We start from the raw sequence: 24,070 nt of genomic DNA on the forward strand, positions 1-24,070 counted from the left end.
AAAAAATATTGATTGTATCCTTCGGGGCTGGGTGAAAATCCCGACCGGCGGTAATAAGGCGCTCTGCTGCGCTTTACAGCCCGTGACCCGTATGCATTCGCATACGGTGGATTCAGTGAAAAGCTGAAGCCGACAGTGAAAGTCTGGATGGGAGAAGGATGAGAGAAGCTATGCAAAAATAATTATGTTGTATAGTCTTATTTCTTATGGATAAAAAATGGCAAAGCCCCGAACTGTGTAAACATTCGGGGCTTTTTTGACGCCAAATTGCGTAAAGAAAGGAGGGATACGAGATGGAAGAATACTATATGAATACGGCGATAGAGCTTGCCAAACGGGGCGAAGGGCAGACAATGTCCAATCCGCTTGTCGGGGCGGTTGTCGTCAAGGACGGACATATTGTCGGAATGGGCGCCCATTTAAAATACGGAGAGGACCATGCGGAGGTTCACGCTATCAGGATGGCCGGCGAGCATGCCAAAGGTGCTGATATCTATGTAACGCTTGAGCCGTGCAGCCATTACGGAAAAACGCCGCCGTGCGCCGATCTGATCATAAAGTCGGGGATTAAAAGGGTGTTTATCGCCATGAAAGACCCCAATCCGCTTGTTGCCGGGAAAGGCATCAGTATGTTAGAAGCGGCGGGCATTGAAGTGACAACAGGAATTCTAGAGCATCAGGCAGAAGAGCTTAATAAGATGTTCCTTCACTTCATGCGGACGGGACTTCCGTACGTTACGCTGAAAGCCGCTGCAAGTCTTGACGGAAAAACTGCAACCAAAACGGGCGACAGCAAATGGATTACATCAGAGGCGGCAAGGCTTGATGCCCAGCAATACAGGAAATCGCATCAAAGCATTCTTGTCGGCGCAGGCACTGTCAAAGCTGACAATCCGAGCCTGACCTGCAGGCTCCCTGAAACGCCGAAGCAGCCTGTCAGAGTCGTTCTCGACACAAAACTGTCCATTCCTGAAACGGCAAACGTCATCTCTGACCGCGCTGCGCCGACATGGATTTTTACGGCAAACGGGGCTGACGAAGAAAAGAAAAACCGGCTTGCCGCTCTCGGAATCAAAATATTTACGCTTGAAACAGACCGGATTCACATTCCCGAGGTACTCGGCATTCTCGCTGAAAACGGCATTATGTCGGTATATGTGGAAGGCGGAGCATCCGTACACGGAAGTTTTGTCAAGGAAGGCTGTTTTCAAGAGCTTCATTTCTATTTTGCCCCTAAACTGATCGGAGGAACGCTTGCTCCCAGCTTGATCTCCGGTGAAGGTTTTCAATCAATGAAAGATGTCCCCCATTTACAATTCACACAAATCACCCAAATCGGTCCGGATATTAAATTGACGGCCAAACCTCAAGACGAAAAGGATGGTGACGATGTTTACAGGAATCGTTGAAGAAACAGGCACGATCCAAACAATAAAAAAGAAAGGCCTTTCCATGGCCTTAACCATTGCGGCTTCAAAAGTGACAAAAGATGTGAAGCTTGGCGACAGCATCGCCGTTAACGGGATTTGCCTGACCGTAACCGAGTTTACAAACGCTCAATTTACGGTTGATGTCATGCCGGAAACAGTAAAAGCGACATCGCTGAACGGCTTGTCAAAAGGAAGTAAAGTCAACTTGGAAAGAGCCATGTCTGCAAACGGGCGTTTCGGAGGCCATTTTGTTTCAGGCCACGTGGACGGAACGGCGGAGATTACGCGGATAGAGAAAAAAAGCAACGCCGTATATTACGATTTGAAACTGTCTCCCGAATTAACGAAAACGCTTGTATTAAAAGGTTCAATTACGGTAGACGGCGTCAGCTTAACGATTTTCGGTTTGACGGACGAAAGCGTGACGGTATCGGTCATCCCGCATACGATCACAGAAACGATTTTTCAGACGAAAACCGTCGGCTCTATCGTAAATATTGAGTGTGACATGATCGGGAAATACTTATATCGCTTTTTGCACAAAACAGATCAAAACAAGAGCAATCAAACTATCACAGAAGCCTTTTTAAGCGAGAACGGCTTTTAGAGAGGGAGATCGATATGTTTCATCCGATAGAAGAAGCGTTAGAAGCACTGAAAAAAGGCGAAGTCATCATCGTTGTCGATGATGAAGACAGAGAAAACGAAGGAGATTTCGTAGCGCTTGCTGAGCATGCTGCGCCAGAAGTGGTGAATTTTATGGCAACACACGGAAGAGGTTTGATCTGCACGCCGCTTTGTGAAGACATCGCAGCTCGCCTAGATCTTTATCCGATGGTGGATCATAATACCGATTCCCACCAGACCGCTTTTACGGTAAGCATCGACCACAGGCTGACAAAAACGGGAATCAGTGCGCAAGAACGTTCACTTACCATTCAGGCGCTGCTTGATGAAGAATCAGTATCTGCTGATTTTCAGCGGCCCGGACATATTTTCCCGTTAATCGCAAAAAAAGGCGGTGTCCTGAAGCGGGCGGGCCACACGGAAGCGGCGGTTGACCTTGCGGAAGCCTGCGGGTCGAAAGGAGCCGGAGTCATCTGTGAAATTATGAATGAAGACGGCACGATGGCCCGAGTTCCCGAATTAGCTGAAATCGCTAACCGGCATCAGTTAAAAATGATTACGATTAAAGATTTAATAGAGTACCGCTACAACATGACAACGCTTGTCAACAGAGAAGTTGAGATTACGCTTCCGACTGACTTCGGTACTTTTAGCGTTTACGGATACACAAACGAAGTAGACGGAAAAGAGCATCTCGCATTTGTAATGGGTGATGTGCCATTTAATGAGGAGCCCGTTCTGGTCAGAGTGCATTCAGAGTGTCTGACGGGAGACGTGTTTGCTTCCCATCGCTGTGATTGCGGGCCTCAGCTGCACGCAGCGCTTGCGCAAATTGCTGAAGAAGGCAGGGGGGTCTTATTGTATTTGCGCCAGGAAGGGAGAGGCATCGGGTTAATTAACAAATTAAAAGCATATCAATTGCAAGAACAAGGGTATGACACGGTTGAAGCCAATGAGGCGCTCGGCTTCCTGCCTGATTTGCGCAATTACGGCATCGGCGCTCAAATACTCCGTGATTTAGGGGTTCAGAATATGAAGCTTCTGACAAATAATCCCCGGAAAATCGCCGGCCTTGAAGGATACGGCCTCAGCATTTCCGAGCGGGTGGCGCTTCAAATGGAAGCAAAAGAGCATAACAAACAATATTTGCAAACCAAAATGGAAAAACTCGGACACCTGCTTCATTTCTAAAAACAAAACACACAAAAAAGGATGGATATCATATGAATATTATACAAGGAAACCTAGTTGGAACAGGACTTAAAATCGGAATCGTCGTCGGCAGATTTAATGAATTTATTACAAGCAAGCTGTTAAGCGGCGCGGAAGATACATTGCTTCGCCACGGTGTAGAGTCAGGCGATATTGACGTTGCCTGGGTGCCGGGAGCATTTGAAATTCCGTTTGCGGCGAAAAAAATGGCGGAAACGAAAAAATACGATGCCGTCATTACACTCGGCACGGTCATCAGAGGAGCGACAACGCATTACGACTATGTCTGCAACGAAGCCGCGAAAGGAATTGCGCAGGCAGGAAGCGCGGCGGGCGTGCCGGTTATTTTCGGCATCGTGACAACGGAAACCATTGAACAAGCCATCGAGCGAGCCGGTACAAAGGCCGGAAATAAGGGGGCAGATTGCGCAGTATCCGCCATCGAAATGGCAAATTTAAACCGTTCATTTGAATAATTTGATGAAAAGAGTTTAAAACCGCGGCGAAAATGATATAATGTGAGAAAACGGATCACCTTTATTTATCCGTTTGATAGACATGAATGGACATTTTGGATATAGAGGGGTTTTTATGTTAATTCGTTATAAAAAATCGTTTGAAAAGATTGCGATGGGTCTTCTGTCATTTATGCCGAATGAAAAAGATCTCAAGCAGCTTCAGCAGACAATGAAGGACTATGAAACGGATACTGGCTGCCAGCTCTTTCTGTGGAAAGAGGATGAAGATATCGTCGGAGCCATCGGAATCGAAAAAAAAGATTCTGAAGTTGAAATCCGCCATATCAGCGTGAATCCTTCTCACCGCCATCAAGGAATCGGAAAACAAATGATGGACGCCTTAAAACGTTTATTTAAAACAGAGGCGATCGTTCCAAATGAATTAACGCAAAGCTTTTTTGAACGCTGTCAACATCAAGCAGATCAAGATATCTCATATAATAACTAAGGAAGGCTAAAGCGCCTTCCGGTTCCAAAGCTCGAAACGGCAATCCTGTTTCGGGCTTTGGTTGTTTATACGAAAACAGAGGCTTGCGGTCAGCCTCTGTTTTTTTTTCTTCTCTCGATTTCCCGATTGCGTTCCATGATGACATCTGTCCTGTCCCGCAGGCGATGCTTATTGATAAGAAAGGTATCGGTTAATATGCTGTTTTGCCCCCACGTATATCCTTTCCGGCGGCATTCTGCAAGACATGCTTCCTTCAGGTTTTCATCGATAATCGGCAGCATGACGCTTTTATACGGTGAGCCTGCTTCTATATCGTCTGACAGCGATTCGATCAGCTCAATCAGCCGCGGATAACTCAGTCCGAGAGAACGGACAGCCTGTTCTTCAGACCGCAGAATGCGTAAGCTGCTGGCTATCAGCCGTTTGGCCCCGGTTTGATTTTGCCTCCGCTGATGGTATAAAGCGACGGCAAGCTGAATCAGTCCGACCCAATACATGTTTCGCTCCTTAGGCGGACTTTCTTTCCAATATTCCTCTAACAGTTCATGACATTCAAAATAATCTCTTGTTGCGTGAAATTCGGCCAAAAAGCCGATATAAGCTTTTGGATACAAGCCGCTTCCCCCTTTTATGCTAAGCCTAGTGTAACACAGCGCAAATAAAAGGAAAAAAGAGCGGCTTGATTTCTGCTTCCTGCCGGACTAGCAGATGAAAGACGCTCCTACAACGACGAGCAAAATGAACAGAACGACAATTAATGCAAATCCTCCGCCGAACCAAGCTCCATCCATGTACAATCAGCCTCCCTTTGTTTCATGTTTACACGAGTATCATATGTATATCCGCCTTTGTAGGTATAGGCGGGTATCTTCTTTTTCAGTATTTTCTAAATAACAGAGCCCGTTTATAAAAGTATTGGACGAGAGCATTTTGGTGGATTATACTAAAGGGTAGCCAGTTTTTCCGGCAATGAGAGTGATATTGAAAATGGTGAGATAATGGTAGAATATCAAGTGAAAATTGATACGTTTGAAGGCCCATTGGACCTGCTGCTTCATTTAATTAACCGTCTGGAAATCGACATATACGACATACCCGTGGCAACCATTACAGAACAATATTTATTATATGTACATACAATGCAAGTGCTTGAGCTTGACGTAGCCAGCGAATATTTAGTCATGGCGGCGACTTTGCTCAGCATTAAAAGCAGAATGCTGCTTCCGAAACAAGAAGAAGAGCTTTTTGAAGATGAAATGCTTGAAGAAGAAGACCCTCGCGATGAGCTGATTGAAAAGCTGATTGAGTATAGAAAATATAAAAGCGCTGCGAAGTATTTAAAAGAGCGGGAAGAGGAAAGGCAAAAATCTTTTACAAAGCCGCCGAGTGACTTAAGTGAGTATGCGAAAGAAATGAAACAGACGGAGCAGAAACTGTCGGTTACCGTCTATGATATGATCGGCGCGTTTCAAAAGGTTCTCCAGCGGAAAAAAATCACGCGTCCGAAAGAAACGACCATTGCAAGACAGGAAATACCGATTGAAGAGAGAATGAACGAAATCGTAAAAAGCCTTAAGACGGCGGGAAAAAGAATGAACTTTATGGAGCTTTTTCCGTATGAGCAAAAAGACCATCTTGTCGTGACTTTTTTAGCCGTTCTTGAGCTGATGAAAAATCAGCTGATCCTGATTGAGCAGGAAGAAAACTTTTCAGATATATACATTACGGGGAGTGAATCCATTCATGGCGCTTGATATCGTGAATTGGAAAGCAATTGTGGAGGCCCTGCTGTATGCGGCGGGTGATGAAGGGCTGACTAAAAAGCAATTAGTAACGGTGCTTGAAATAGAAGAGGCGGAACTGGCCGGAATAATGGAAGAAGTCGCAGCACAGTACAAGGAAGAAAACAGAGGCATCGAGCTTACTGAGTATGCGGATACGTATATGCTTTCAACGAAAAAAGAGTTCGTTCCATATTTGAAAAAATTAATTGAAGTGCCGTCAAAAGGGTTATCCCAGGCTTCGTTAGAAGTGCTGGCGATTGTTTCTTACAGACAGCCGATCACACGGGCGGAAATTGAAGATATCCGGGGAGTGAAATCAGAACGGATTTTGCACAGCCTCGTGTCAAAAGCGCTGCTGTGTGAAGTCGGGCGCGCTGACGGTCCCGGCCGGGCGATATTATACGGCACGACATCGGTGTTTCTTGAACAATTCGGTTTGAAAACATTGGACGAACTGCCGCCATTGCCTGAGCATGGGGAAGAAGACGTTCTTCAAGAGGAAGCCGATTTATTCTTTGAAAACTTCAACCAAACTTTTGAGGATATAAAATAATAGCAGTTTTTCATCATACGATAGTAGGGAAAGGCCATTGATGAATGACGCAAGATACGAAGTACAAGAGAGGAAGGAAACGGACAGAATGGGAAATTCGATTGTGAGGGCCCATACAGAAGAAACAGGCGAATTTTTAGCCAAGGTTGTCACGATGGTCAGCAGCTATTTAAACCATACAACATTACCGGATATGCAGGCTTCCGGAGGTGCGGATGAGGCGTATTGCCGGGACGTGCTCAGTGTTCTGAGAAGAATGACCGTCTTTTGCGAAGGTGCCCAGGAGGCCTGCCGCCGGCTCTTAATCCAGGAGCCGTTTCAAGAGGCAAGTGCGGAAAAAATGCTTTTTAAAGTGTATCATCAGTGCGTAGAAGAATTTTTTATGCCCAAAAAAGATACGTGGTATGAAAACAGCCGTGCGGCTTATACAGACCAAAGCGCCATTCAATTTTATCAGCACGTGCCGGACTCACTGCAGAGCTTGCTTTTGGCGCTCAGCCGGGATTTTCTGCACATGCGGGAAGAACTGGCGCAATATGAAGCCTCAGGTTCAAATATCGCTTCTGTCAGATAAAAACTCTCCCATACCGGGGGAGTTTTTTTATGCTGAACAGATATAAATGTTATTCATAAGTCATGGACATGCGCATAAACTTGTACAAACCACAACAAGGACGTGAGCATTCATGCGCTTTCTAAAAAAAGCTGTTGTATTCCTTCTGACTTTTATTTTTTTTCTTTCTATCATAGACGGCAATACAGCACATGCCCAAATACATGTCAGCGCAAAAAGCGCGATTATTATTGACGGAGCATCAGGCAGGGTTTTATTTGCAAAAGATGAACACCATAAGCGGCGGATCGCAAGCATTACCAAAATCATGACAGCCGTACTTGCAATTGAATCGGGAAAGATGGAAGAGACCGTCACGATTTCTCCCAACGCCGTGAAAACGGAAGGTTCAGCGATTTATCTGCAGCCAGGACAAAAGGTTAAGCTGAAGGACCTCGTCTACGGGCTCATGCTGAGGTCAGGAAATGACGCCGCTGCAGCGATTGCTGAGTATGTGGGCGGCAGCCTTGACGGATTTGTATTTATGATGAATCAAAAAGCGGAGCAAATCGGAATGGAAAATACGAAATTCCAAAATCCCCACGGGCTGGACGACCATGAAAATTTATATTCAACCGCTTACGACATGGCGCTTTTGACAAAGTATGCAATGAAAATCAAAGACTATCGGACCGTCTCGGGAACAAAAGTGTATAAAGCCGAAACGATGGACCGGGTGTGGAGGAATAAAAATAAGCTGCTGACGGGGCTTTACCCTTACAGTACAGGCGGGAAAACGGGCTTTACGAAAATTGCAAGGCGGACTTTGGTCTCGACCGCTTCAAAAGACGGCACTGATCTGATCACGGTCACTATTAATGATCCGGACGATTGGGATGACCATATGAATATGTTTAACTATGTATTTGAACATTATAAAACATATATCGTCGCCAAAAAAGGAGAAATACCGAAGCTGAAAAACACATTTTACGGAAAACACGCCTTTATCAGCCGCGATGTCCGCTACCTATTAAAAGAAGACGAAATCGAAGATGTCAAAATCAGCACCACCTTGATCAAGCCGAAAAAAGCCTGGAAAAAAGACGCGTCATTAATTCCTGATGTCGTCGGTCAGATGACTGTCATGCACAAGGGGGAAATCATCGCCAAACTGCCGGTCTATTACGAAAATGAACGCCGTAAAAAACCGAAAAAACACTTCATCGAAACATTTACGAGCCTGTTTATGAGCGCTGTGGGCGGGGCAAAATGGTCAATTTAATCTGGGTCGGCCTGACGGTGATCGGACTTGTATTTGCGATGTATAACGGAACCCTGCCGGATGTGAATGAAGCTGTTTTCAAAGGGGCTAAAGAAGCGGTGACGATCTCATTCGGACTGATGAGCGTCCTCGTTTTCTGGCTTGGACTGATGAAAATAGCCGAACAGTCGGGGCTTTTGGATATATTCAGCAGAATATGCCGCCCGTTTATTTCAAAGCTCTTTCCTGATATTCCGCCTGACCACCCGGCAATGGGATATATTTTATCCAATTTGATGGCAAACTTTTTCGGATTGGGAAATGCCGCGACCCCGCTTGGCATTAAAGCGATGGAACAAATGAAAAAGCTGAACGGAAACCGCACGGAGGCCAGCCGCTCCATGATTACCTTTTTGGCGGTGAATACATCAAGCATTACATTGATTCCGACAACCGTAATCGCCGTGCGAATGGCTTATTCGGCAAAGGCGCCGACCGATATCGTCGGACCGACCATTTTAGCGACCCTGATATCAGGAATCGGCGCGATTTTGATCGACCGCTATTTCTGCTATCGCCGCAAAAAGAAGGGGAGGTAAGCGAATGGAAATGGTCAATTGGCTGTCTTTAGCAATGATTCCGATTATTATCGCCGGCATTCTTATTTACGGCACCATTAAGAAAGTTCCGACCTATGAATCGTTCGTTGAAGGCGGAAAGGAAGGAATTGAGATTGCTTTTTCCATCATTCCGTATTTGGTGGGGATGCTTGTCGCCATTACTGTATTCCGTGCATCAGGCGCGCTTGATTTTGTGATGGGGATGTGCAAGCCCGTCTTTACGGCAATCGGCATTCCCGCTGAAGTGGTGCCGCTTGCACTGATCCGCCCGATATCAGGTACAGCGGCGCTTGGCATGACGACGGATCTCATCGCTGTATACGGGCCTGATTCATTTATCGGCAGGCTGGCATCAGTCATGCAGGGGTCAACGGACACGACTTTATATGTCCTCACCGTGTACTTCGGAGCAGTCGGCATCAAAAAAATGGGCGACGCATTAAAGGTGGGCCTTCTCGCCGATCTGATCGGGGTGGTTGCATCAATCATCATTGTTACATTATTATTTGGAAGCGCCTGATTCAGGCGCTTTTTATATATCAGAATAACTGCTCCTTGAAAAAGCTTGTTTGTTCAGGGGGAAAAAAGTAAGATTATACTTGAGGTGAAAGACATGGAAAGACTGCAAAAAGTTATTGCTCACGCCGGCGTGGCATCACGCAGAAAGGCAGAAGAGCTGATTAAAGAAGGAAAAGTAAAGGTGAATGGAAAAGTAATAACAGAGCTTGGCGTAAAAGTAACCGGCTCTGATCAAATTGAAGTAAACGGATTAAAGGTGGAACGGGAAGAGCCTGTGTACTTTCTGCTCTATAAGCCGAGAGGAGTGATTTCTGCAGCGGAGGACGACAAAGGGCGTAAAGTGGTAACCGACTTTTTCAAGGAAGTGCCTCAGCGCATTTATCCGGTCGGCCGTCTTGATTATGATACGAGCGGGCTCTTATTGCTGACAAATGACGGTGAGTTTGCCAACAAACTCATGCACCCGAAATACGAAATTGATAAGACGTATGTCGCAAAAGTCAAAGGAATTCCTTCAAAAGAACTTCTTCGTAAGCTTGAGCGCGGCATCCAGCTTGAAGAAGGCAAAACAGCGCCTGCCAGAGCGAAACTGCTTTCTTTGGACAAAAGAAAACAGACAAGTATTATCCAGCTGACCATTCATGAAGGCCGAAACAGACAGGTCCGCCGTATGTTCGAAGCGATCGGCCATGACGTGCTGAAACTCAAACGTGAGGAATACGCGTTTTTAAATTTAAGAGGCCTGCACACGGGGGACGCAAGAGAGCTGACGCCGCATGAGGTGAAAAGGCTGCGGGCTTTAGCTGATCACGGTAAAAACGCTTTCTAATTTTCACATAACCTTCAAAAATTACAAAACGTGAAAATGATATAATTGAATGGATTTGCAAGCAGGGGAGGGGAGCAGTGAACAATGAACAAAAAACGGCGGCGTTTATTCATTCGGACCGGCATCCTTCTCGTCTTACTCTGCGCGCTCGGATATACCATTTACAATGCTGTCTATACGAACGGGGAACGTATATCTGAGGGGTCCAAGGCCCCGAATTTCGCGCTGAAAGATACGGAGGGCAAGCTCATAGAGCTGAGCCAATTAAAAGGAAAAGGTGTTTTTCTGAATTTCTGGGGAACGTGGTGTGATCCGTGCAAACAGGAATTTCCTTACATGGCAAACCAATATAAGCATTTTAAAGACCTCGGCGTCGAGGTGGTTGCGGTAAATGTCGGAGAATCAAAAATTGCAGTACATAACTTTATGACATCATACGGCGTCAATTTCCCGGTTGCGCTCGATACTGACCGCCAAGTGCTGGACGCGTACGGCGTATCGCCGCTGCCGACAACTTTTTTAATCAATCCCGAGGGGAAAATTGTTAAAGTGGTGACCGGCACAATGACAGAACGCATGGTTCATGATTATATGAATTTAATTAAGCCGGAGGCGTCTTCATGAAAAAGGTCAAATGCGAATGCGGACATATAAATCCCGCCGGGACAGTTTTATGTGAATCTTGCGGAAGGCCGCTCGATGATCATCAGGCGCAGCTTGCCGATATGAGATACGACGGAAGCGCAAGGCGTTCACAAACGTATAACAAAACAATCATTGATAAAATATGGAATTTCTTTTCTTCCGTTAAAGTCGGAATATGGCTGATCGTTATCACACTTGCCGCGTCAGCGTTCGGCACCATTTTTCCGCAGGAAGCCTATTTGCCTCCGGGCGCCCAGCCAGATACATACTATGAACAGCAATACGGCACAATCGGCAAAATCTATTATCTTTTAGGTCTTCACCATTTATACGGTTCTTGGTGGTATATGCTTCTGATCGCGTCAATCGGCATTTCTCTTGTCATTTGCAGCCTGGATCGGGTGATTCCCCTATACAGAGCGCTCAAGAATCAAGGTGTGCGGCGAAATCCTGTCTTTTTGCGAAGGCAGCGCCTGTACAGCCGGACAGAAACCGGGCTGACCGATGACACGGCAGACAGAATCAAAACCCAATTAAAGAAAAAACATTATAGATTGCGAGAAAAAGAGGGAAGCATTCTTGCTGAAAAAGGCCGCTTTTCAAGATGGGGACCTTATGTGAACCACATTGGCCTGATTATTTTTCTCATCGGTGCAATGCTGAGATTTGTACCGGGAATGTATGTCGATGAAACCCTCTGGGTCCGTGAAGGAGAAACTGCTCCGATTCCCGGCACTGACGGCAAATATTATTTGAAGAATAACCAATTCAGCATGCAGACGTATAACAAAAAAACCGAAGATAAAGTATTCGCCGACGCCATTGACAGGGCCGGAAACGGTAAGGTCGCCAAAACCTTTAAGACGGACGCCGTTCTTTACAAGAGGGAAGGCGATATCGTGTTCGGCGAAAAACCGAAGCTTAAACGAATCAAAGAAGAAAATATCCGTGTCAATGAACCGCTGCGGTTTGATTCCTTTTCTGTTTATCAAGTGGATTATAAAGAAAACCAGCTGGATCAAATGGTGTTTCAGCTGATTGATCAAAAAACAAAACAATCATTCGGGAAGCTGAAGATAAACCTTCTTGATCCTGATACGGACTATGATCTTGGTAACGGTTACAAAGTGGAGATCGCCAGCTATCTTCCTGATTTTTATTTTAACAAGGACGGAGAACCGAGTACGAAAACAAAGGTCCCTAACAATCCGGCTTTTGTCTTTAAGGTCATTGCGCCTGACAAACCGAAAGGGGAGAAAAGCTTTGTTGCGATCCAGCAGACCGTTGAGGGTTCAGGCCATAATAAGTACAAATTAAAATTCGATCATGTCGAAACGAAAAACATTACGGGGCTTACCGTCAGAAAGGATTTAACCTTATGGGTTCTTGCCGTCGGCGGTGCGATCTTTATGATCGGCGTCATTCAAGGCATGTATTGGCAGCACAGAAGAATCTGGCTGCATAGAGGAGACGGAGAAGTGCTGGTGGCGGGACATACGAACAAAAACTGGTTCGGTTTGAAAAAGGATATCGAATATGTTCTTAACGGAACAGGGATTTCAGAACCGGCTGATCAAAAAGAACTGATGAAAAATCAGGCCTAGTGAAAAAGGAGTGGTGTCATGGCGGAGCTGAGCGCAAATTTTCTTTATGCTGCCTTTTTGATTTATTTAATCGCTGTCCCGATTTTCGGCGGCGCCATCCGGGGAACTAAAGGCAAAAAGGACGGAAAGGGCCGCTGGGCGGCAATTGGGATTACCTTAACGGTTATCGGATTTCTATGTCATCTCGGCTACTTTATTACGAGATGGGCTGCAAGCGGTCATGCGCCTGTCAGCAATATGTTTGAATTTACCACGTCTTTCGGCATGATGCTTGTCCTTGCTTTTATTATTCTTTACTTTATTTATAAACTGCCGTCTTTAGGAATGTTTACATTGTCGATTGCGCTGCTGCTTATTGCATACGCGAGCATGTTTCCGACGGATATTACGCCGCTTATTCCGTCACTGCAGAGCAATTGGCTGTATATTCACGTGACGACAGCGGCGCTCGGTCAAGCTATCCTTGCCATCAGCTTTGTCGCCGGGGTTATATTTCTGTTAAAACATGTCGACCAGTCAAAGCCGAGCAAAAAAACGTTTTGGCTTGAAGTCATCATGTTTATCCTCGTGACGGCCGTGGCGTTTATCGCAGTAACATCGGCATTCCGGCTTGCTGATTATAAAGCCGAGTTTAATTGGGTGGATAAAAAACAGAATAAAAGTGTCATGGTATACGATATGCCCGCACTTGTCGGGCCGCATGACGGAGAACTGCTCACAGAAGGCGCGATGAAACCGGTTATTAATCTTCCCGCCATTTTTTCCGGCAGAAAAGTAAATACGGTAATTTGGTCGCTTGGTGCGGGGCTGGTGTTATACGGCGCACTCAGGCTGATACTCAGAAAAAGAATCAGCGCATTTATCAGTCCGCTCGTAAAGAACGTGAACCTGGATTTGGTTGATGAAGTCGGCTACCGTGCCGTTTCAATCGGATTTCCGGTGTTTACTCTCGGCGCCCTCGTGTTTGCGATGATTTGGGCGCAGCTCGCATGGACGCGGTTTTGGGGCTGGGACCCGAAAGAAGTGTGGGCTCTCATTACCTTTTTATTTTACGCCGCTTATTTGCACTTGCGGCTGTCACGAGGCTGGCATGGCGAGAAATCCGCATGGCTTGCTGTGATCGGCTTTGCCATTATTATGTTTAACTTAATTTTTGTTAATCTTGTGCTAGCCGGACTTCATTCGTACGCATAGACCAGAAAGCGATACAGTTCTCAAGCCGCCGCACATTTTGTTAAAATGATAGTAACAGAAGGAAAGCAGGGGGAAAACGATGGATCAAACAAATGAAACTAAAATTTTAGTAGTAGATGATGAAGCCAGAATTCGCCGCCTTTTAAGAATGTACCTTGAACGGGAAAACTACGTTATTGAAGAAGCGGAAAACGGCGATGAAGCCATAAAGATGGGGCTGGCATCAGATTATGATCTCGTGCTGCTTGATTTAATGATGCCGGGAACAGACGGAATAGAAGTCTGCCGCCAGCTCAGAGAAAAAAAAGCCACTCCGATCATTATGCTGACTGCAAAAGGGGAAGAAGCCAACCGCGTGCAGGGATTTGAAGCCGGAACGGATGACTATATCGTGAAGCCTTTCAGCCCGAGAGAAGTGGTGCTTCGTGTGAAGGCGCTTTTGAGAAGGGCTTCCCAAACGTCATACTTTACCGCCAATACGCCGACTAAAAATGTGCTCGTTTTTTCTCACCTTTCAATCGACCACGATGCCCACAGAGTGACTGCAGACGGCACGGAAGTGAGCCTGACGCCGAAGGAATACGAGCTTCTGTACTTTTTGGCGAAAACGCCTGATAAGGTGTATGACCGGGAAAAACTCTTAAAAGAAGTGTGGCAGTACGAATTTTTCGGTGATCTCAGAACGGTGGATACTCATGTAAAACGGCTTCGTGAAAAATTGAACAAAGTTTCCCCGGGAGCGGCGAAAAAAATCGTCACCGTATGGGGAGTAGGGTACAAATTTGAGGTAGGCGCTGAATGAAATTTTGGAAAAGCGTAGTAGGAAAGCTTTGGTTTACCATTCTTTCGCTCGTGTTAATCGTTTTATTCATTTTAACCGTGCTTTTGCTGGAATTTATAGAAAATTATCATGTCGAAGAAGCGGAAGAAGATTTAACGCAGCTTGCCGATAAACTTGCGGTCATTTTAGAAAATCATGAAGACCAGGCTCTGGCAAGATCCATCATGTGGGAGCTGGCTGACAATTTAACGAGCATTGCGATCATTCAGGATGATAAACATGTTTGGTATTCGCCCAATGATGATAATCATTTATCATCCATTACGTTGTCGCAAATTGAACGTGACCGTGATTTACACAAAGCGCTGAACAGCCATAAAAAAGTTAGCAAACGTGCCGGGCCGAATGACACCGAACGGCTGATCGTCGGAGTGCCTTATGAAAAAGACGGCAAAAAAGGCATGGTCTTTTTATCGCAATCATTGCTTGCTGTAAAAGACACGACTAAACATACGACCCGTTACATCTTTCTTGCCGCGGGCATTGCCATCGTGCTGACGACGTTTTTCGCCTTCTTTTTATCAAGCAGGGTAACGTACCCGCTCCGAAAAATGCGGGAGGGCGCACAGGATCTGGCAAAAGGAAAGTTTGACACGAAAATTCCGATCCTCACTCAAGATGAAATCGGGGAGCTCGCCATTGCCTTTAACCAGATGGGCCGGCAGCTCAACTTTCATATCAATGCCCTGAACCAGGAAAAAGAACAGCTGTCGAACATTTTGAGCAGTATGGCGGACGGGGTCATCACCATTAATATTGACGGGACCATTTTGGTGACCAATCCGCCGGCTGAACGTTTTCTGCAGGCCTGGTATTATGAGCAGAATATGAACATAAAAGAAGATGACAATCTTCCGCCGGAAGCGAAAGAACTGTTCCAAAATGCCGTCAGCACAGAAAAAGAACAAATGATTGAAATGACTCTCCAAGGAAGGTCATGGGTGCTCTTGATGTCGCCTCTTTATGCGGAATCACACGTCCGCGGCGCTGTTGCCGTGCTCCGGGATATGACCGAAGAGCGCAGGCTTGATAAATTGCGTGAGGATTTTATAGCCAACGTCAGCCATGAACTCAGAACGCCGATCTCTATGCTGCAAGGTTACAGTGAAGCGATAGTGGATGATATCGCAAGCTCGGAAGATGACAAAAAAGAGATTGCCCAAATTATTTACGATGAATCCCTGCGCATGGGACGGCTCGTAAATGATTTGCTGGATTTGGCAAGAATGGAATCGGGTCATACGGGGCTTCACTATGAGAAAGTCAATCTGCATGAATTTCTGGAAAAAATCTCCCGTAAATTTTCCGGAGTAGCCAAGGAAAAGGGAGTTGCGCTCACAGAAGATATATCAGTGACGGAACCGGAATGTGCGTTTGATGAGGACAAAATGGAGCAAGTCTTTACGAATCTCATTGACAACGCGCTGCGCCACACCGAGTGCGGCGGAAGCGTTCATATCGCCGCCCAAACCGTAAAAGACGGTTTGAAGATCGATATCAAGGATTCCGGTTCTGGTATTCCGGAGGAGGATCTGCCCTTTATTTTCGAGCGTTTTTATAAAGCGGATAAAGCACGGACAAGAGGCAGGGCAGGCACGGGGCTCGGTCTTGCCATCGTTAAAAACATCGTGGAAGCCCACGGCGGTTCGATTGCGGTGCACAGCAGAATCGACAAGGGAACGACGTTTACCTTTTATATTCCGACAAAAACGCAAGAGGGCGTCTGAAATTGACGAACAATCTTGTTCCATACGAAACACCCGCATATCCGGCGGGTGTTTTTTTATTTATTTCTCCCTTAAAAATTTAAGAATATGTTAATATAAATTCCCTTCCAAATTCCAGTTTCTCGTAATATAGTTGTAATGTAACTTTTCAACCTATTTATACGACAAAAAAGTGAACGGAGGGGTTTCCTATGGAAGAAACCTTTCAGGTATTATATGATACATACCATCAAGATTTATACCAGTTTTTGTTTTATATGGTAAAGGATAAGACCCAGGCCGAGGATTTGGCGCAGGAAGTGTATATCCGCGTCTTGAATTCTTATCATACATTCGAAGGAAGAAGCAGTGAAAAAACATGGCTTTTGTCGATTGCGCGCCATGTGGCGATTGACTGGTTCCGCAAGCAGCAAACGATCAGACAGCGTATCATGGGTACATTTGATTGGGATACACAAGATGTCAGAGATCAGCATTTGCTTCCGGACGAACTCGCCGTTCAGAACGAAAATGTCCGGGAAATTTATACTGCGCTTGATCATTGCACCATCGATCAAAGGGCTGTTATAATCTTGAGATTTATTCAGGGTTATTCCATTCAGGAAACAGCCGCCGCTCTCCGCTTCTCGGAAAGCAAAGTCAAAACGACCCAACACAGAGGGCTCAAAGTACTTCGGAAACAGATGGAGCTTTTGAGGGAGGAGCTAATGGATAATGAAGTCATACTGGAACGAAGAAAGAGTAAAGGAGTTGTTAAGACAACTTCCGGCGGTTAGAGACCATCGCTCGCCTGATGCCGTTTACCGGAACATTCAAATGGTAAAATACAAAAAAAAACCGATCCGAACCTGGATTGGCCCCGCCGCAGCCGCAGCGTGCGCATTGTGCATCGCATTTATCATATCTCCTCACCTGCTGACAAAAAATGAATCCGGCAGCCAGCTTGCAGCTGATGAGCAGCAAACTGTAAAAACTCGCCAGGCAGAACCTGGCAAGCCGGATCAGAAAACATTTGTCGTCTCAAAAAAAGAAAAAAACAATTACATTACCATGGCGTTTGCCGATTCTAAAACGTCTGCAGTGATCCCCGTCAGTTTTGAAAAAAATAAGCCGAACGAGTCAATTGAAGAAGCGCTGACAGAAGGAAGAAATGTAAATGTGCCTGATTCTTTCATGTCAGTTCCGGAACTTTTGGACGGTGTAAAAGTGACCGAAGACCAGAAGGATTTGCTTGTGCAAATAAACCAGCGCGCTGCGATTGAATCCTCAGCAGAAGCTGATTTATTACAAAAAATGCTGAAAGAAACTCTGTCATGGAGCCCTTATGAACGAATCAAAGTCACAAACATTCAAAGCAGCACCGGACTGGAATTCGGAAAATCTTACGGAATATCCACTGAGATTCCCGTACCGAAGAAGAAAAACAGGGCGTATTTTTCTTATCACGACGATCTGGGACAAGAATATCTTATTCCGTCTGAACAAACCTATGATTCTGTAAAGAAGGCCATTGACGGAATGAAAACAGGCAGAGGTTCTCATACTGCCGGTGTGATTGAGGCTGATTCAATAGCATCCGTATCTGAAGGTGAAAGCCATCAGCAGTTACGAATTCAATTTTCGGGGAAACAAACAGCGGAAGATTCGTTAAAGGGTATTCTGATGATTGAAGGGCTGCTGCTCACTGCGAAAGAATTTGGTTTTTCAGAAGTGCTGTTTACACATACGCGTGCAAAAAAGATCGGGGAATATGATGTAACAAAGCCGATTTCTGTTCCCGCTGCGCCTAATCCGATTCCTGTTCAGTAAACAGATAGAAAAACCCAAAACATGATGTTTTGGGTTTTTCGCTTGTTATGGAAGGTCAATCAATTTAACGGATACAATATCCTGAATAGCGGTCAGCTCATTGACGACTTTTTCATCTAAGTGTTTGTCAAAAGAAAGCATCATGATCGCTTCTCCGCCTTTTTCTTTACGTCCTACCTGCATGGTGGCGATATTGACATCATTATCACCGAGGATGCGGCCGACACGCCCGATAACGCCGGTTGTATCTTGATGCTGGATGTACACAAGGTGTCCGGCAGGGTTTAAGTCAATATTAAATCCGTTCAATTCAACGATACGCTCACCGAAGTGCGGGATATACGTAGCCGTTAATGTAAATGTGCTCCGGTCTCCGGCTACTTTTACGCTGATGCAGTTATCATATCCAGATTCAGAGGAGGAAATCTTTTCACTGAAGCTGATACCGCGTTCCTTAGCGACACCGCCGGCATTGACTTCATTAACCGTTGAATCAACACGCGGTTTTAGGAAGCCGGACAGCAGGCTTTTTGTAATAAACGATGTTTCAAGTTTGGCGATGGTTCCTTCATATTGTATTGCGACATCCTTTACGGGTTCCTTCATGCACTGGGACACGAGGCTGCCGATTTTGTCAGCAATTTGATGATACGGCTGAATTTTTTTGAATTCGTCTTTTGTCATTGCCGGCAGGTTGATCGCTGACATGACAGGCAGGCCTTTTGCAAACTGCAGGACCTCTTCCGACACTTGAGCAGCGACATTCAGCTGGGCTTCTTTTGTGGAAGCGCCTAAATGAGGTGTGGCAATCACTAACGGATGATCAGGAAGCTTTGATTCAACAGGCGGCTCCACTTCAAACACGTCAAGCGCAGCTCCTGCGACATGGCCGCTTTCCAGCGCCTCCAAAAGCGCGGCTTCATCAATTATTCCGCCTCTTGCACAGTTTACAAGGCGAACGCCTTTTTTTGTTTTGGCAATCGTTTCTTTATTAAGCAATCCTTTTGTTTCCTTTGTTAAAGGAGTGTGGACGGTAATGATATCTGCGTTTTCAAGCACTTCTTCAAACGTACGGCTGTTGACGCCGATTTTGCCTGCTCTTTCTTCAGTTAAAAACGGATCGAACACATGAACCGTCATGCCGAAAGCTCTTGCGCGCTGTGCAATTTCGCTGCCGATTCGGCCCAGGCCGATAATGCCCAATGTTTTTCCGTAAAGTTCCGCGCCGACAAAGGCCGTCCGGTTCCATTCTTTTGATTTCACTGAGATATTGGCTTGAGGAATATGTCTCATTAATGAAGAAATCATCGCGAATGTATGCTCTGCAGTGGAAATTGTATTTCCGTTTGGCGCATTAATGACGATAACACCGTGTTTTGTGGCCTCATCGATGTCGATATTGTCCACGCCGACACCGGCTCTGCCGACGATTTTTAATGAAGTCATTTTTTTGAATAACTCTTCCGTTACTTTCGTGGAACTGCGGACTAACAAAGCATCAAAGGTATGTAATTCATCTTCTGCGTCCGCTGCGTTTTTTTGAACAATTTCTATAAAATCTGATTCCATCAGCGGCTTTAAGCCGTCACTGCTCATCTTATCTGAAACCAAAACTCGAAACATTGTTAGATTTCCTCCTAGTTTAGCTGACTAAATATCTGATAATTTATCATATTCTTAATAGAGTGTCAACGTGTATTGACGCAGTAAAGGAGAAAAGGAACCCACTCATTTCAATTGTGATAAGGCAGTGAACATGATAACTATTTTATTTTAAAATTGAGCAGTTCTCTATACAATTACATACGGATCGTTTATAATGTGAATAAATTCATATGATCAATCTTCGGGGCAGGGTGAAATTCCCTACCGGCGGTGATGAGCATAAGGCTCTAAGCCCGCGAGCTGCTTCGGCAGCAGGATCCGGTGACATTCCGGAGCCGACAGTATAGTCTGGATGGGAGAAGATGGAGGTTCAGCGAGCGTTTTGATGACCATATCAAACGTTTCTTTGTCAAGCCTAAGTAAGCTCCCGCTTTTTGATAAAAGCGGTTTTTTTATTGGGCTGTAAAAGAACCTTTCCACTTTTCGAGAGATTGGATCGAAAAGGAGAGAGCATTGTGAAAGTGAAAAAATTAGTTGTCATCAGTATGCTTAGCAGCATTGCCTTTGTGCTTATGCTGTTAAATTTTCCGTTTCCGGGACTTCCGGATTACTTGAAAATCGATTTCAGTGACGTTCCTGCGATCATCGCCATCTTGGTTTACGGACCTGCGGCGGGTATTGCGGTGGAAGCCATTAAAAATATTCTTCAATATATCATTCAGGGAAGCATGGCCGGCGTGCCTGTCGGGCAAGCCGCCAACTTTATCGCGGGGACGCTGTTTATTTTGCCGACAGCGTTAATGTTTAAAAAGCTGAATTCTGCAAAAGGGCTTGCGGTGAGCCTGTTGGCGGGAACTGCGGCTATGACCGTATTAATGAGCGTTTTAAACTATATTCTGATCCTGCCCGCATATACTTGGTTCTTACATTCACCGGCACTGTCAAACAGCCAATTAAAAACAGCGATTGTGGCGGGGATTTTACCGTTTAATATTGTAAAAGGCATCATCATTACGATCGTATTTACATTTATTTTTACGAAGCTTAAACCTTGGATTGAACAAAAACGCAGTATTCAAACGCCATAACGAAAAAAGCGTCCGGCTATGGAAAGAAGGCCGGACGCTTTTGTTTGTTCTTATAAAAAATAAAGACCCCGGCTGTAATTGGACCGGGGTCTTTTCTGAATGCAAAAGCTCCTCGCAGAGGGCTTTCTATTCGTATTTCAGCGGGTCGCCTTCGAACGGTTCATCCGCAACCTTGATTGAATCAGTAGGGCACCCTTCAAATGCGTCAATCATATCTTCTTCCAGAACTTCCGGAACTTCGACGACGCCTTTATTTTCGTCAAGTGTAACGAATGCAATGCCTTCATCATCATAATCATAAATGTCTGGTGCAGCTGCTCCGCAAGCGCCGCATGCAATACACGTATCTTTATCTACAATTGTGTACTTTGCCATGAATAAAACCTCCCAGATTGTTCGTGTTGGAACAAATGGTTTACCTTATATATTTTTTAAATATAACACCTATTCCTCTTACTTATTGTAATGATGTTAGTGTCAAATTTCAACAGAAAAATGATTGAGAATGCTTATCACATAAGGGATTCTCTATAGCACTTCCCCCTAAAAGATGACTTTAAACGTCAATTTTATTTGAAAATCTGTTAAAATAAAAAGAACAAAACAACGAATCTTGTCGGGAAGAAATGTAGGTGTGTTTAGATTGGCGATAAACTACTTCGATACCGTGGTTCTCGACTGTCTGGACAAAATAGACGGCGAACGGACACAAAGTGCTGTGTTTCATTTATTAAAAGGAAAAAAGTCGTCCCAAACCATACAGGATGCCGGGTTATTTCAAATCGCTAAATATTTCGGCATGGCTTCCCAGTGTGAACGCGGTGATATAGCAGCTTCAATTCATAAGCTCACCGAGCACTCTTACATTGAAGCCGGAAAAGAAACGGGCGCATTTAAAGTGACGGCCCGCGGCGTTCAGGAGCTCAAACAGGCGTTTGCCGAGCGGCCTTGGCCTGAGCACTGCCACGGCGCCAATTATCAAACGCCGGCCGCCATCTTTTGGAAGCGGCTGTCCCTGCTCGTTCAGGTGCTGTCAAATAAAGAGCATGAATGCAGTCAATATATACCGGTCACCAATGATGTGCAAACACTGAGATGGGTTAAACGGTTCATGCGGCAAAAGACAGACCATAAAGAACTCTCCGTCAAGCTGCATGACATGCTTTCTCATTATTTGAATCAATTGAACGGAAAGCAGGCGCTTATTTTTGTCTACTCATTAACCTCATTTGAACGAATCGGAAGCACAAATAAACAGCTGGCTGATGAATTGAACGAAGATGAGTGGTATGTGTCCATCCAGTTTTGGGGGGTGCTGCATTATGTTATTCAATCACTGCCTCAATGTGCACATCTCATTTTGCGGGAGCTGCTGTCCGATCTTCAGGCAGAAAGCGCCCTTACACAGTCCGCCAGAAAAACCCTTGAGCTTGTGCAAAAAGGATTTCCGATTGAACGGATTGCGGCCATCAGAAACTTAAAAACCGCCACGATTGAAGACCATATTGTGGAGATTTCTTTACATCAGCCCGCCTTTTTTATTGAACAGTATATTTCTGAAGAGGAGCAGCGCATGATAGCGGCATTTGCAAAACAGCATCAAACCAATAAAATCAAACGGATTCGTGAAGGATTGCAGATGCGCTTCAGCTATTTTCAGATCAGGCTGGCGCTGGCAAAGACGGTGAAACAAGTATGACTGAGCTGCAAAAAGCATTATATAGGCATTTTGGTTTCCGCTCGTTTAAAAAAGGGCAGGAAGAAATTATTAACAGCGTGCTTCAAAAGCAAGATACAATCGCAATGCTTCCGACGGGCGGGGGGAAATCATTGTGCTACCAGCTTCCCGGTTACATGCTGGAAGGTTTGGTGCTGATTATTTCACCGCTTCTCTCATTAATGGAAGACCAGGTGCAGCAGCTGAAGGCAGGGGGAGAAAAGAGAGTGGCGGCTTTAAACAGCATGCTGAGTCCAAACGAAAGGCATTTTATTCTCAGCAACATCAGCCGGTACAAATTTCTCTACATGTCTCCTGAAGCTCTGTCGTCACCATATGTGCTGAAACGTCTGAAAAGCGTACCCGTCAGTTTATTTGTCATTGACGAGGCTCATTGCATTTCCGAATGGGGACATGATTTCAGGCCTGATTATTCAAAACTCGGGCCCTTCAGAAAAGCACTCGGCCAGCCGCCTGTGCTGGCGCTGACTGCGACGGCAACGAAAGAAACGCTGCTTGACGTGGCGGATGTGCTCGGGCTGGAGCATGCTGTGAGACATCTTTATTCAGTCAACCGGCCGAATATTCTTTTGGCGGTTGAAAATTGCGCAGATACAGCCGAAAAGATAAATAGGATAGCAGAGCTTACTGAAAAGCTTGAAGGCCCCGGCATCGTATATTGTCCGACGAGAAAGTGGGCGGAAGAGCTTGCAGCTGAGCTGAACGAAAAAACGGGAAAGCGGACGGACTATTATCACGGAGGAATGGACTCCGGAGACAGAATTTTGATTCAGCAGCAGTTTATCCATAATCAGCTTGATTGTATATGCTGTACAAATGCGTTTGGCATGGGTGTGAACAAGGCTGATATCCGCTTTGTGATTCACTTTTCTCTTCCTCAAACGGCTGAAGCCTTTATGCAGGAAATCGGCAGAGCGGGCCGCGACGGCAAACCGAGTGTCAGCATTTTGCTGAGAGCTCCCGGCGATATCGAGCTTCAGCAGCAGATCATTCAGATGGAAAGCCTGTCGGATTATGATCTGGAAGCCATTCTGTCCATCATAAAAAAAGCCGGAACAAGAGAAGAAAGGCAGCTTCGCGACGTTCTGATAAACGGAGGCGTTCAAGAAACACAGGCGCGGACAGCCGTCCATCTGTATCTTCAGGGCATAACGTCCAAGGAGCTTCTTCAGGAAGAGCTGACACGCCGTTTAGAGAACAAGCTTCATAAAATGCACCGCGTTTCGGCGCTATTAGGGCGAAAAGAGTGTATAAGAGAAGCGCTATTAGCTTATTTTGATGAATCGTACGAGCCTGACGGTCAATCCGGGCAATGCTGCAGCAGCTGCGGAATCGACCTGTCGCCCTACGAACAAAAAGGAGAACGGAAAAACATGGAGCGGTTTGAAAATTGGAAGCTGGAATTAGATCGAATCTTCGGCCTGCGGTCTGCGGGTGAGCTCAGCTGAGACGGCAAAGCGAA

General features: G+C 45.5%; 26 protein-coding genes and 2 riboswitches. Of the genes, 22 read left to right on the forward strand and 4 right to left on the reverse strand.

The features are described from left to right. The first annotated feature begins 13 nt into the window (after positions 1-13). A riboswitch (FMN riboswitch) is annotated at positions 14-163 on the forward strand. 130 nt (positions 164-293) lie between these two features. The 5 genes from ribD (at position 294) to AXI59_RS06345 (ending at position 4,235) form a co-directional block, all read left to right on the forward strand. Then, positions 294-1,409, forward strand: coding sequence for a bifunctional diaminohydroxyphosphoribosylaminopyrimidine deaminase/5-amino-6-(5-phosphoribosylamino)uracil reductase RibD (ribD, locus tag AXI59_RS06325; protein WP_061527679.1), 1,116 nt, complete (start codon positions 294-296; stop codon positions 1,407-1,409). Continuing rightward, entirely contained in the window at positions 1,390-2,037 is a 648-nt protein-coding gene (ribE, locus tag AXI59_RS06330) for a riboflavin synthase (protein WP_061520900.1), read from the forward strand. Before ribD ends, ribE begins: the two co-directional genes overlap by 20 nt. Before the next feature lie 14 nt (positions 2,038-2,051). Continuing rightward, the gene (locus AXI59_RS06335) at positions 2,052-3,248 is read left to right on the forward strand and encodes a bifunctional 3,4-dihydroxy-2-butanone-4-phosphate synthase/GTP cyclohydrolase II (protein WP_061527680.1); all 1,197 of its coding nucleotides are present in this window, start codon (positions 2,052-2,054) and stop codon (positions 3,246-3,248) included. A gap of 32 nt (positions 3,249-3,280) precedes the next feature. Continuing rightward, a complete protein-coding gene (gene ribH / locus AXI59_RS06340) occupies positions 3,281-3,745 on the forward strand; it encodes a 6,7-dimethyl-8-ribityllumazine synthase (RefSeq protein WP_061527681.1) in 465 nt (154 codons plus the stop codon). A gap of 115 nt (positions 3,746-3,860) precedes the next feature. Continuing rightward, the gene (locus AXI59_RS06345; RefSeq protein ID WP_061527682.1) at positions 3,861-4,235 is read left to right on the forward strand and encodes a GNAT family N-acetyltransferase; all 375 of its coding nucleotides are present in this window, start codon (positions 3,861-3,863) and stop codon (positions 4,233-4,235) included. An 89-nt stretch (positions 4,236-4,324) separates the two neighbouring features. Here the strand turns inward: AXI59_RS06345 and AXI59_RS06350 are convergent, their stop codons facing one another. Both AXI59_RS06350 and AXI59_RS19230 read right to left on the reverse strand, forming a co-directional pair. Then, positions 4,325-4,849: a DUF309 domain-containing protein gene (locus tag AXI59_RS06350; RefSeq protein WP_061527683.1), complete on the reverse strand. Its 525-nt coding sequence runs from the start codon at positions 4,847-4,849 to the stop codon at positions 4,325-4,327. An 87-nt stretch (positions 4,850-4,936) separates the two neighbouring features. After that, entirely contained in the window at positions 4,937-5,026 is a 90-nt protein-coding gene (locus AXI59_RS19230) for a YjcZ family sporulation protein (RefSeq protein ID WP_082791737.1), read from the reverse strand. A gap of 207 nt (positions 5,027-5,233) precedes the next feature. Between AXI59_RS19230 and AXI59_RS06355 the strand changes: the two genes are divergently transcribed. The 14 genes from AXI59_RS06355 (at position 5,234) to AXI59_RS06420 (ending at position 18,177) form a co-directional block, all read left to right on the forward strand. Continuing rightward, positions 5,234-5,989, forward strand: a complete 756-nt coding sequence (locus AXI59_RS06355) for a segregation/condensation protein A (RefSeq protein ID WP_061520905.1) — start codon at positions 5,234-5,236, stop codon at positions 5,987-5,989. Next, the gene (gene scpB / locus AXI59_RS06360) at positions 5,979-6,572 is read left to right on the forward strand and encodes an SMC-Scp complex subunit ScpB (protein WP_061520906.1); all 594 of its coding nucleotides are present in this window, start codon (positions 5,979-5,981) and stop codon (positions 6,570-6,572) included. The genes AXI59_RS06355 and scpB overlap by 11 nt, the downstream gene beginning before the upstream one ends. A gap of 40 nt (positions 6,573-6,612) precedes the next feature. After that, positions 6,613-7,146: a DUF3907 family protein gene (locus AXI59_RS06365; protein WP_061520907.1), complete on the forward strand. Its 534-nt coding sequence runs from the start codon at positions 6,613-6,615 to the stop codon at positions 7,144-7,146. 112 nt (positions 7,147-7,258) lie between these two features. After that, complete coding sequence (locus tag AXI59_RS06370) at positions 7,259-8,410, forward strand: D-alanyl-D-alanine carboxypeptidase family protein (protein ID WP_061520908.1); 1,152 nt, start codon at positions 7,259-7,261, stop codon at positions 8,408-8,410. Next, the gene (locus AXI59_RS06375) at positions 8,398-8,988 is read left to right on the forward strand and encodes a nucleoside recognition domain-containing protein (RefSeq protein ID WP_061520909.1); all 591 of its coding nucleotides are present in this window, start codon (positions 8,398-8,400) and stop codon (positions 8,986-8,988) included. Before AXI59_RS06370 ends, AXI59_RS06375 begins: the two co-directional genes overlap by 13 nt. A 4-nt stretch (positions 8,989-8,992) precedes the next feature. Beyond that, positions 8,993-9,529 (forward strand): spore maturation protein SpmB, encoded by a 537-nt coding sequence (gene spmB, locus AXI59_RS06380; protein ID WP_061520910.1) that lies wholly within the window; start codon positions 8,993-8,995, stop codon positions 9,527-9,529. 93 nt (positions 9,530-9,622) lie between these two features. Next, a complete protein-coding gene (rluB, locus tag AXI59_RS06385) occupies positions 9,623-10,357 on the forward strand; it encodes a 23S rRNA pseudouridine(2605) synthase RluB (protein WP_061527684.1) in 735 nt (244 codons plus the stop codon). An 84-nt stretch (positions 10,358-10,441) separates the two neighbouring features. Further along, positions 10,442-10,981, forward strand: a complete 540-nt coding sequence (gene resA / locus AXI59_RS06390) for a thiol-disulfide oxidoreductase ResA (RefSeq protein ID WP_061520912.1) — start codon at positions 10,442-10,444, stop codon at positions 10,979-10,981. Beyond that, positions 10,978-12,606, forward strand: coding sequence for a cytochrome c biogenesis protein ResB (resB, locus tag AXI59_RS06395; protein WP_061527685.1), 1,629 nt, complete (start codon positions 10,978-10,980; stop codon positions 12,604-12,606). Before resA ends, resB begins: the two co-directional genes overlap by 4 nt. A gap of 18 nt (positions 12,607-12,624) precedes the next feature. Then, the gene (gene ccsB, locus AXI59_RS06400; protein ID WP_061520914.1) at positions 12,625-13,800 is read left to right on the forward strand and encodes a c-type cytochrome biogenesis protein CcsB; all 1,176 of its coding nucleotides are present in this window, start codon (positions 12,625-12,627) and stop codon (positions 13,798-13,800) included. 79 nt (positions 13,801-13,879) lie between these two features. Beyond that, positions 13,880-14,602, forward strand: a complete 723-nt coding sequence (gene resD, locus AXI59_RS06405; protein ID WP_061520915.1) for a DNA-binding response regulator ResD — start codon at positions 13,880-13,882, stop codon at positions 14,600-14,602. Then, on the forward strand, positions 14,599-16,368 hold the full coding sequence (locus AXI59_RS06410) for an ATP-binding protein (RefSeq protein WP_061520916.1): 1,770 nt from the start codon (positions 14,599-14,601) through the stop codon (positions 16,366-16,368). Before resD ends, AXI59_RS06410 begins: the two co-directional genes overlap by 4 nt. Before the next feature lie 191 nt (positions 16,369-16,559). Further along, positions 16,560-17,144 carry an RNA polymerase sigma factor SigX gene (gene sigX / locus AXI59_RS06415; RefSeq protein WP_061520917.1) on the forward strand — a complete coding sequence of 195 codons (585 nt, stop codon included), beginning with the start codon at positions 16,560-16,562 and terminating at the stop codon, positions 17,142-17,144. Next, positions 17,083-18,177, forward strand: a complete 1,095-nt coding sequence (locus AXI59_RS06420; protein WP_476693138.1) for a sugar dehydratase — start codon at positions 17,083-17,085, stop codon at positions 18,175-18,177. Before sigX ends, AXI59_RS06420 begins: the two co-directional genes overlap by 62 nt. Positions 18,178-18,222: 45 nt before the next feature. On the opposite strand, the gene serA is transcribed toward AXI59_RS06420, so the two are convergent. Further along, complete coding sequence (serA, locus tag AXI59_RS06425; RefSeq protein WP_061527687.1) at positions 18,223-19,800, reverse strand: phosphoglycerate dehydrogenase; 1,578 nt, start codon at positions 19,798-19,800, stop codon at positions 18,223-18,225. A gap of 215 nt (positions 19,801-20,015) precedes the next feature. Then, positions 20,016-20,150: riboswitch (FMN riboswitch) on the forward strand. A gap of 147 nt (positions 20,151-20,297) precedes the next feature. On the opposite strand from serA, the gene AXI59_RS06430 reads away from it, so the two are divergent. Continuing rightward, positions 20,298-20,870, forward strand: coding sequence for an ECF transporter S component (locus tag AXI59_RS06430; RefSeq protein ID WP_061527688.1), 573 nt, complete (start codon positions 20,298-20,300; stop codon positions 20,868-20,870). A 126-nt stretch (positions 20,871-20,996) separates the two neighbouring features. Here AXI59_RS06430 and AXI59_RS06435 read toward each other — a convergent pair whose 3' ends face one another. Further along, positions 20,997-21,245: a ferredoxin gene (locus tag AXI59_RS06435; RefSeq protein WP_003153403.1), complete on the reverse strand. Its 249-nt coding sequence runs from the start codon at positions 21,243-21,245 to the stop codon at positions 20,997-20,999. 268 nt (positions 21,246-21,513) lie between these two features. On the opposite strand from AXI59_RS06435, the gene AXI59_RS06440 reads away from it, so the two are divergent. Together AXI59_RS06440 and AXI59_RS06445 are read left to right on the forward strand one after the other, a co-directional pair. Then, the gene (locus AXI59_RS06440) at positions 21,514-22,569 is read left to right on the forward strand and encodes a YpbB family protein (protein WP_061527689.1); all 1,056 of its coding nucleotides are present in this window, start codon (positions 21,514-21,516) and stop codon (positions 22,567-22,569) included. Then, positions 22,566-24,056 carry a RecQ family ATP-dependent DNA helicase gene (locus tag AXI59_RS06445; RefSeq protein ID WP_061527690.1) on the forward strand — a complete coding sequence of 497 codons (1,491 nt, stop codon included), beginning with the start codon at positions 22,566-22,568 and terminating at the stop codon, positions 24,054-24,056. Before AXI59_RS06440 ends, AXI59_RS06445 begins: the two co-directional genes overlap by 4 nt. The last annotated feature ends 14 nt before the right edge of the window (positions 24,057-24,070 follow it).

The sequence above is a fragment of the Bacillus nakamurai genome, assembly GCF_001584325.1.
GTDB lineage: Bacteria > Bacillota > Bacilli > Bacillales > Bacillaceae > Bacillus > Bacillus nakamurai.

Coding starts and splice junctions, on each gene's coding strand:
- AXI59_RS19230 (WP_082791737.1), bottom strand. CDS start 5,026: ATGGATGGAGCTTGGTTCGGCGGAGGATTTGCATTAATTGTCGTTCTG.
- AXI59_RS06365 (WP_061520907.1), top strand. CDS start 6,613: ATGAATGACGCAAGATACGAAGTACAAGAGAGGAAGGAAACGGACAGA.
- AXI59_RS06420 (WP_476693138.1), top strand. CDS start 17,083: ATGAAGTCATACTGGAACGAAGAAAGAGTAAAGGAGTTGTTAAGACAA.
- AXI59_RS06355 (WP_061520905.1), top strand. CDS start 5,234: ATGGTAGAATATCAAGTGAAAATTGATACGTTTGAAGGCCCATTGGAC.
- AXI59_RS06445 (WP_061527690.1), top strand. CDS start 22,566: ATGACTGAGCTGCAAAAAGCATTATATAGGCATTTTGGTTTCCGCTCG.
- rluB (WP_061527684.1), top strand. CDS start 9,623: ATGGAAAGACTGCAAAAAGTTATTGCTCACGCCGGCGTGGCATCACGC.
- resA (WP_061520912.1), top strand. CDS start 10,442: ATGAACAAAAAACGGCGGCGTTTATTCATTCGGACCGGCATCCTTCTC.
- AXI59_RS06375 (WP_061520909.1), top strand. CDS start 8,398: ATGGTCAATTTAATCTGGGTCGGCCTGACGGTGATCGGACTTGTATTT.
- resB (WP_061527685.1), top strand. CDS start 10,978: ATGAAAAAGGTCAAATGCGAATGCGGACATATAAATCCCGCCGGGACA.
- spmB (WP_061520910.1), top strand. CDS start 8,993: ATGGAAATGGTCAATTGGCTGTCTTTAGCAATGATTCCGATTATTATC.
- AXI59_RS06410 (WP_061520916.1), top strand. CDS start 14,599: ATGAAATTTTGGAAAAGCGTAGTAGGAAAGCTTTGGTTTACCATTCTT.
- resD (WP_061520915.1), top strand. CDS start 13,880: ATGGATCAAACAAATGAAACTAAAATTTTAGTAGTAGATGATGAAGCC.
- AXI59_RS06370 (WP_061520908.1), top strand. CDS start 7,259: ATGCGCTTTCTAAAAAAAGCTGTTGTATTCCTTCTGACTTTTATTTTT.
- ribE (WP_061520900.1), top strand. CDS start 1,390: ATGTTTACAGGAATCGTTGAAGAAACAGGCACGATCCAAACAATAAAA.
- scpB (WP_061520906.1), top strand. CDS start 5,979: ATGGCGCTTGATATCGTGAATTGGAAAGCAATTGTGGAGGCCCTGCTG.
- AXI59_RS06435 (WP_003153403.1), bottom strand. CDS start 21,245: ATGGCAAAGTACACAATTGTAGATAAAGATACGTGTATTGCATGCGGC.
- ccsB (WP_061520914.1), top strand. CDS start 12,625: ATGGCGGAGCTGAGCGCAAATTTTCTTTATGCTGCCTTTTTGATTTAT.
- ribH (WP_061527681.1), top strand. CDS start 3,281: ATGAATATTATACAAGGAAACCTAGTTGGAACAGGACTTAAAATCGGA.
- AXI59_RS06345 (WP_061527682.1), top strand. CDS start 3,861: ATGTTAATTCGTTATAAAAAATCGTTTGAAAAGATTGCGATGGGTCTT.
- serA (WP_061527687.1), bottom strand. CDS start 19,800: ATGTTTCGAGTTTTGGTTTCAGATAAGATGAGCAGTGACGGCTTAAAG.
- ribD (WP_061527679.1), top strand. CDS start 294: ATGGAAGAATACTATATGAATACGGCGATAGAGCTTGCCAAACGGGGC.
- AXI59_RS06335 (WP_061527680.1), top strand. CDS start 2,052: ATGTTTCATCCGATAGAAGAAGCGTTAGAAGCACTGAAAAAAGGCGAA.
- sigX (WP_061520917.1), top strand. CDS start 16,560: ATGGAAGAAACCTTTCAGGTATTATATGATACATACCATCAAGATTTA.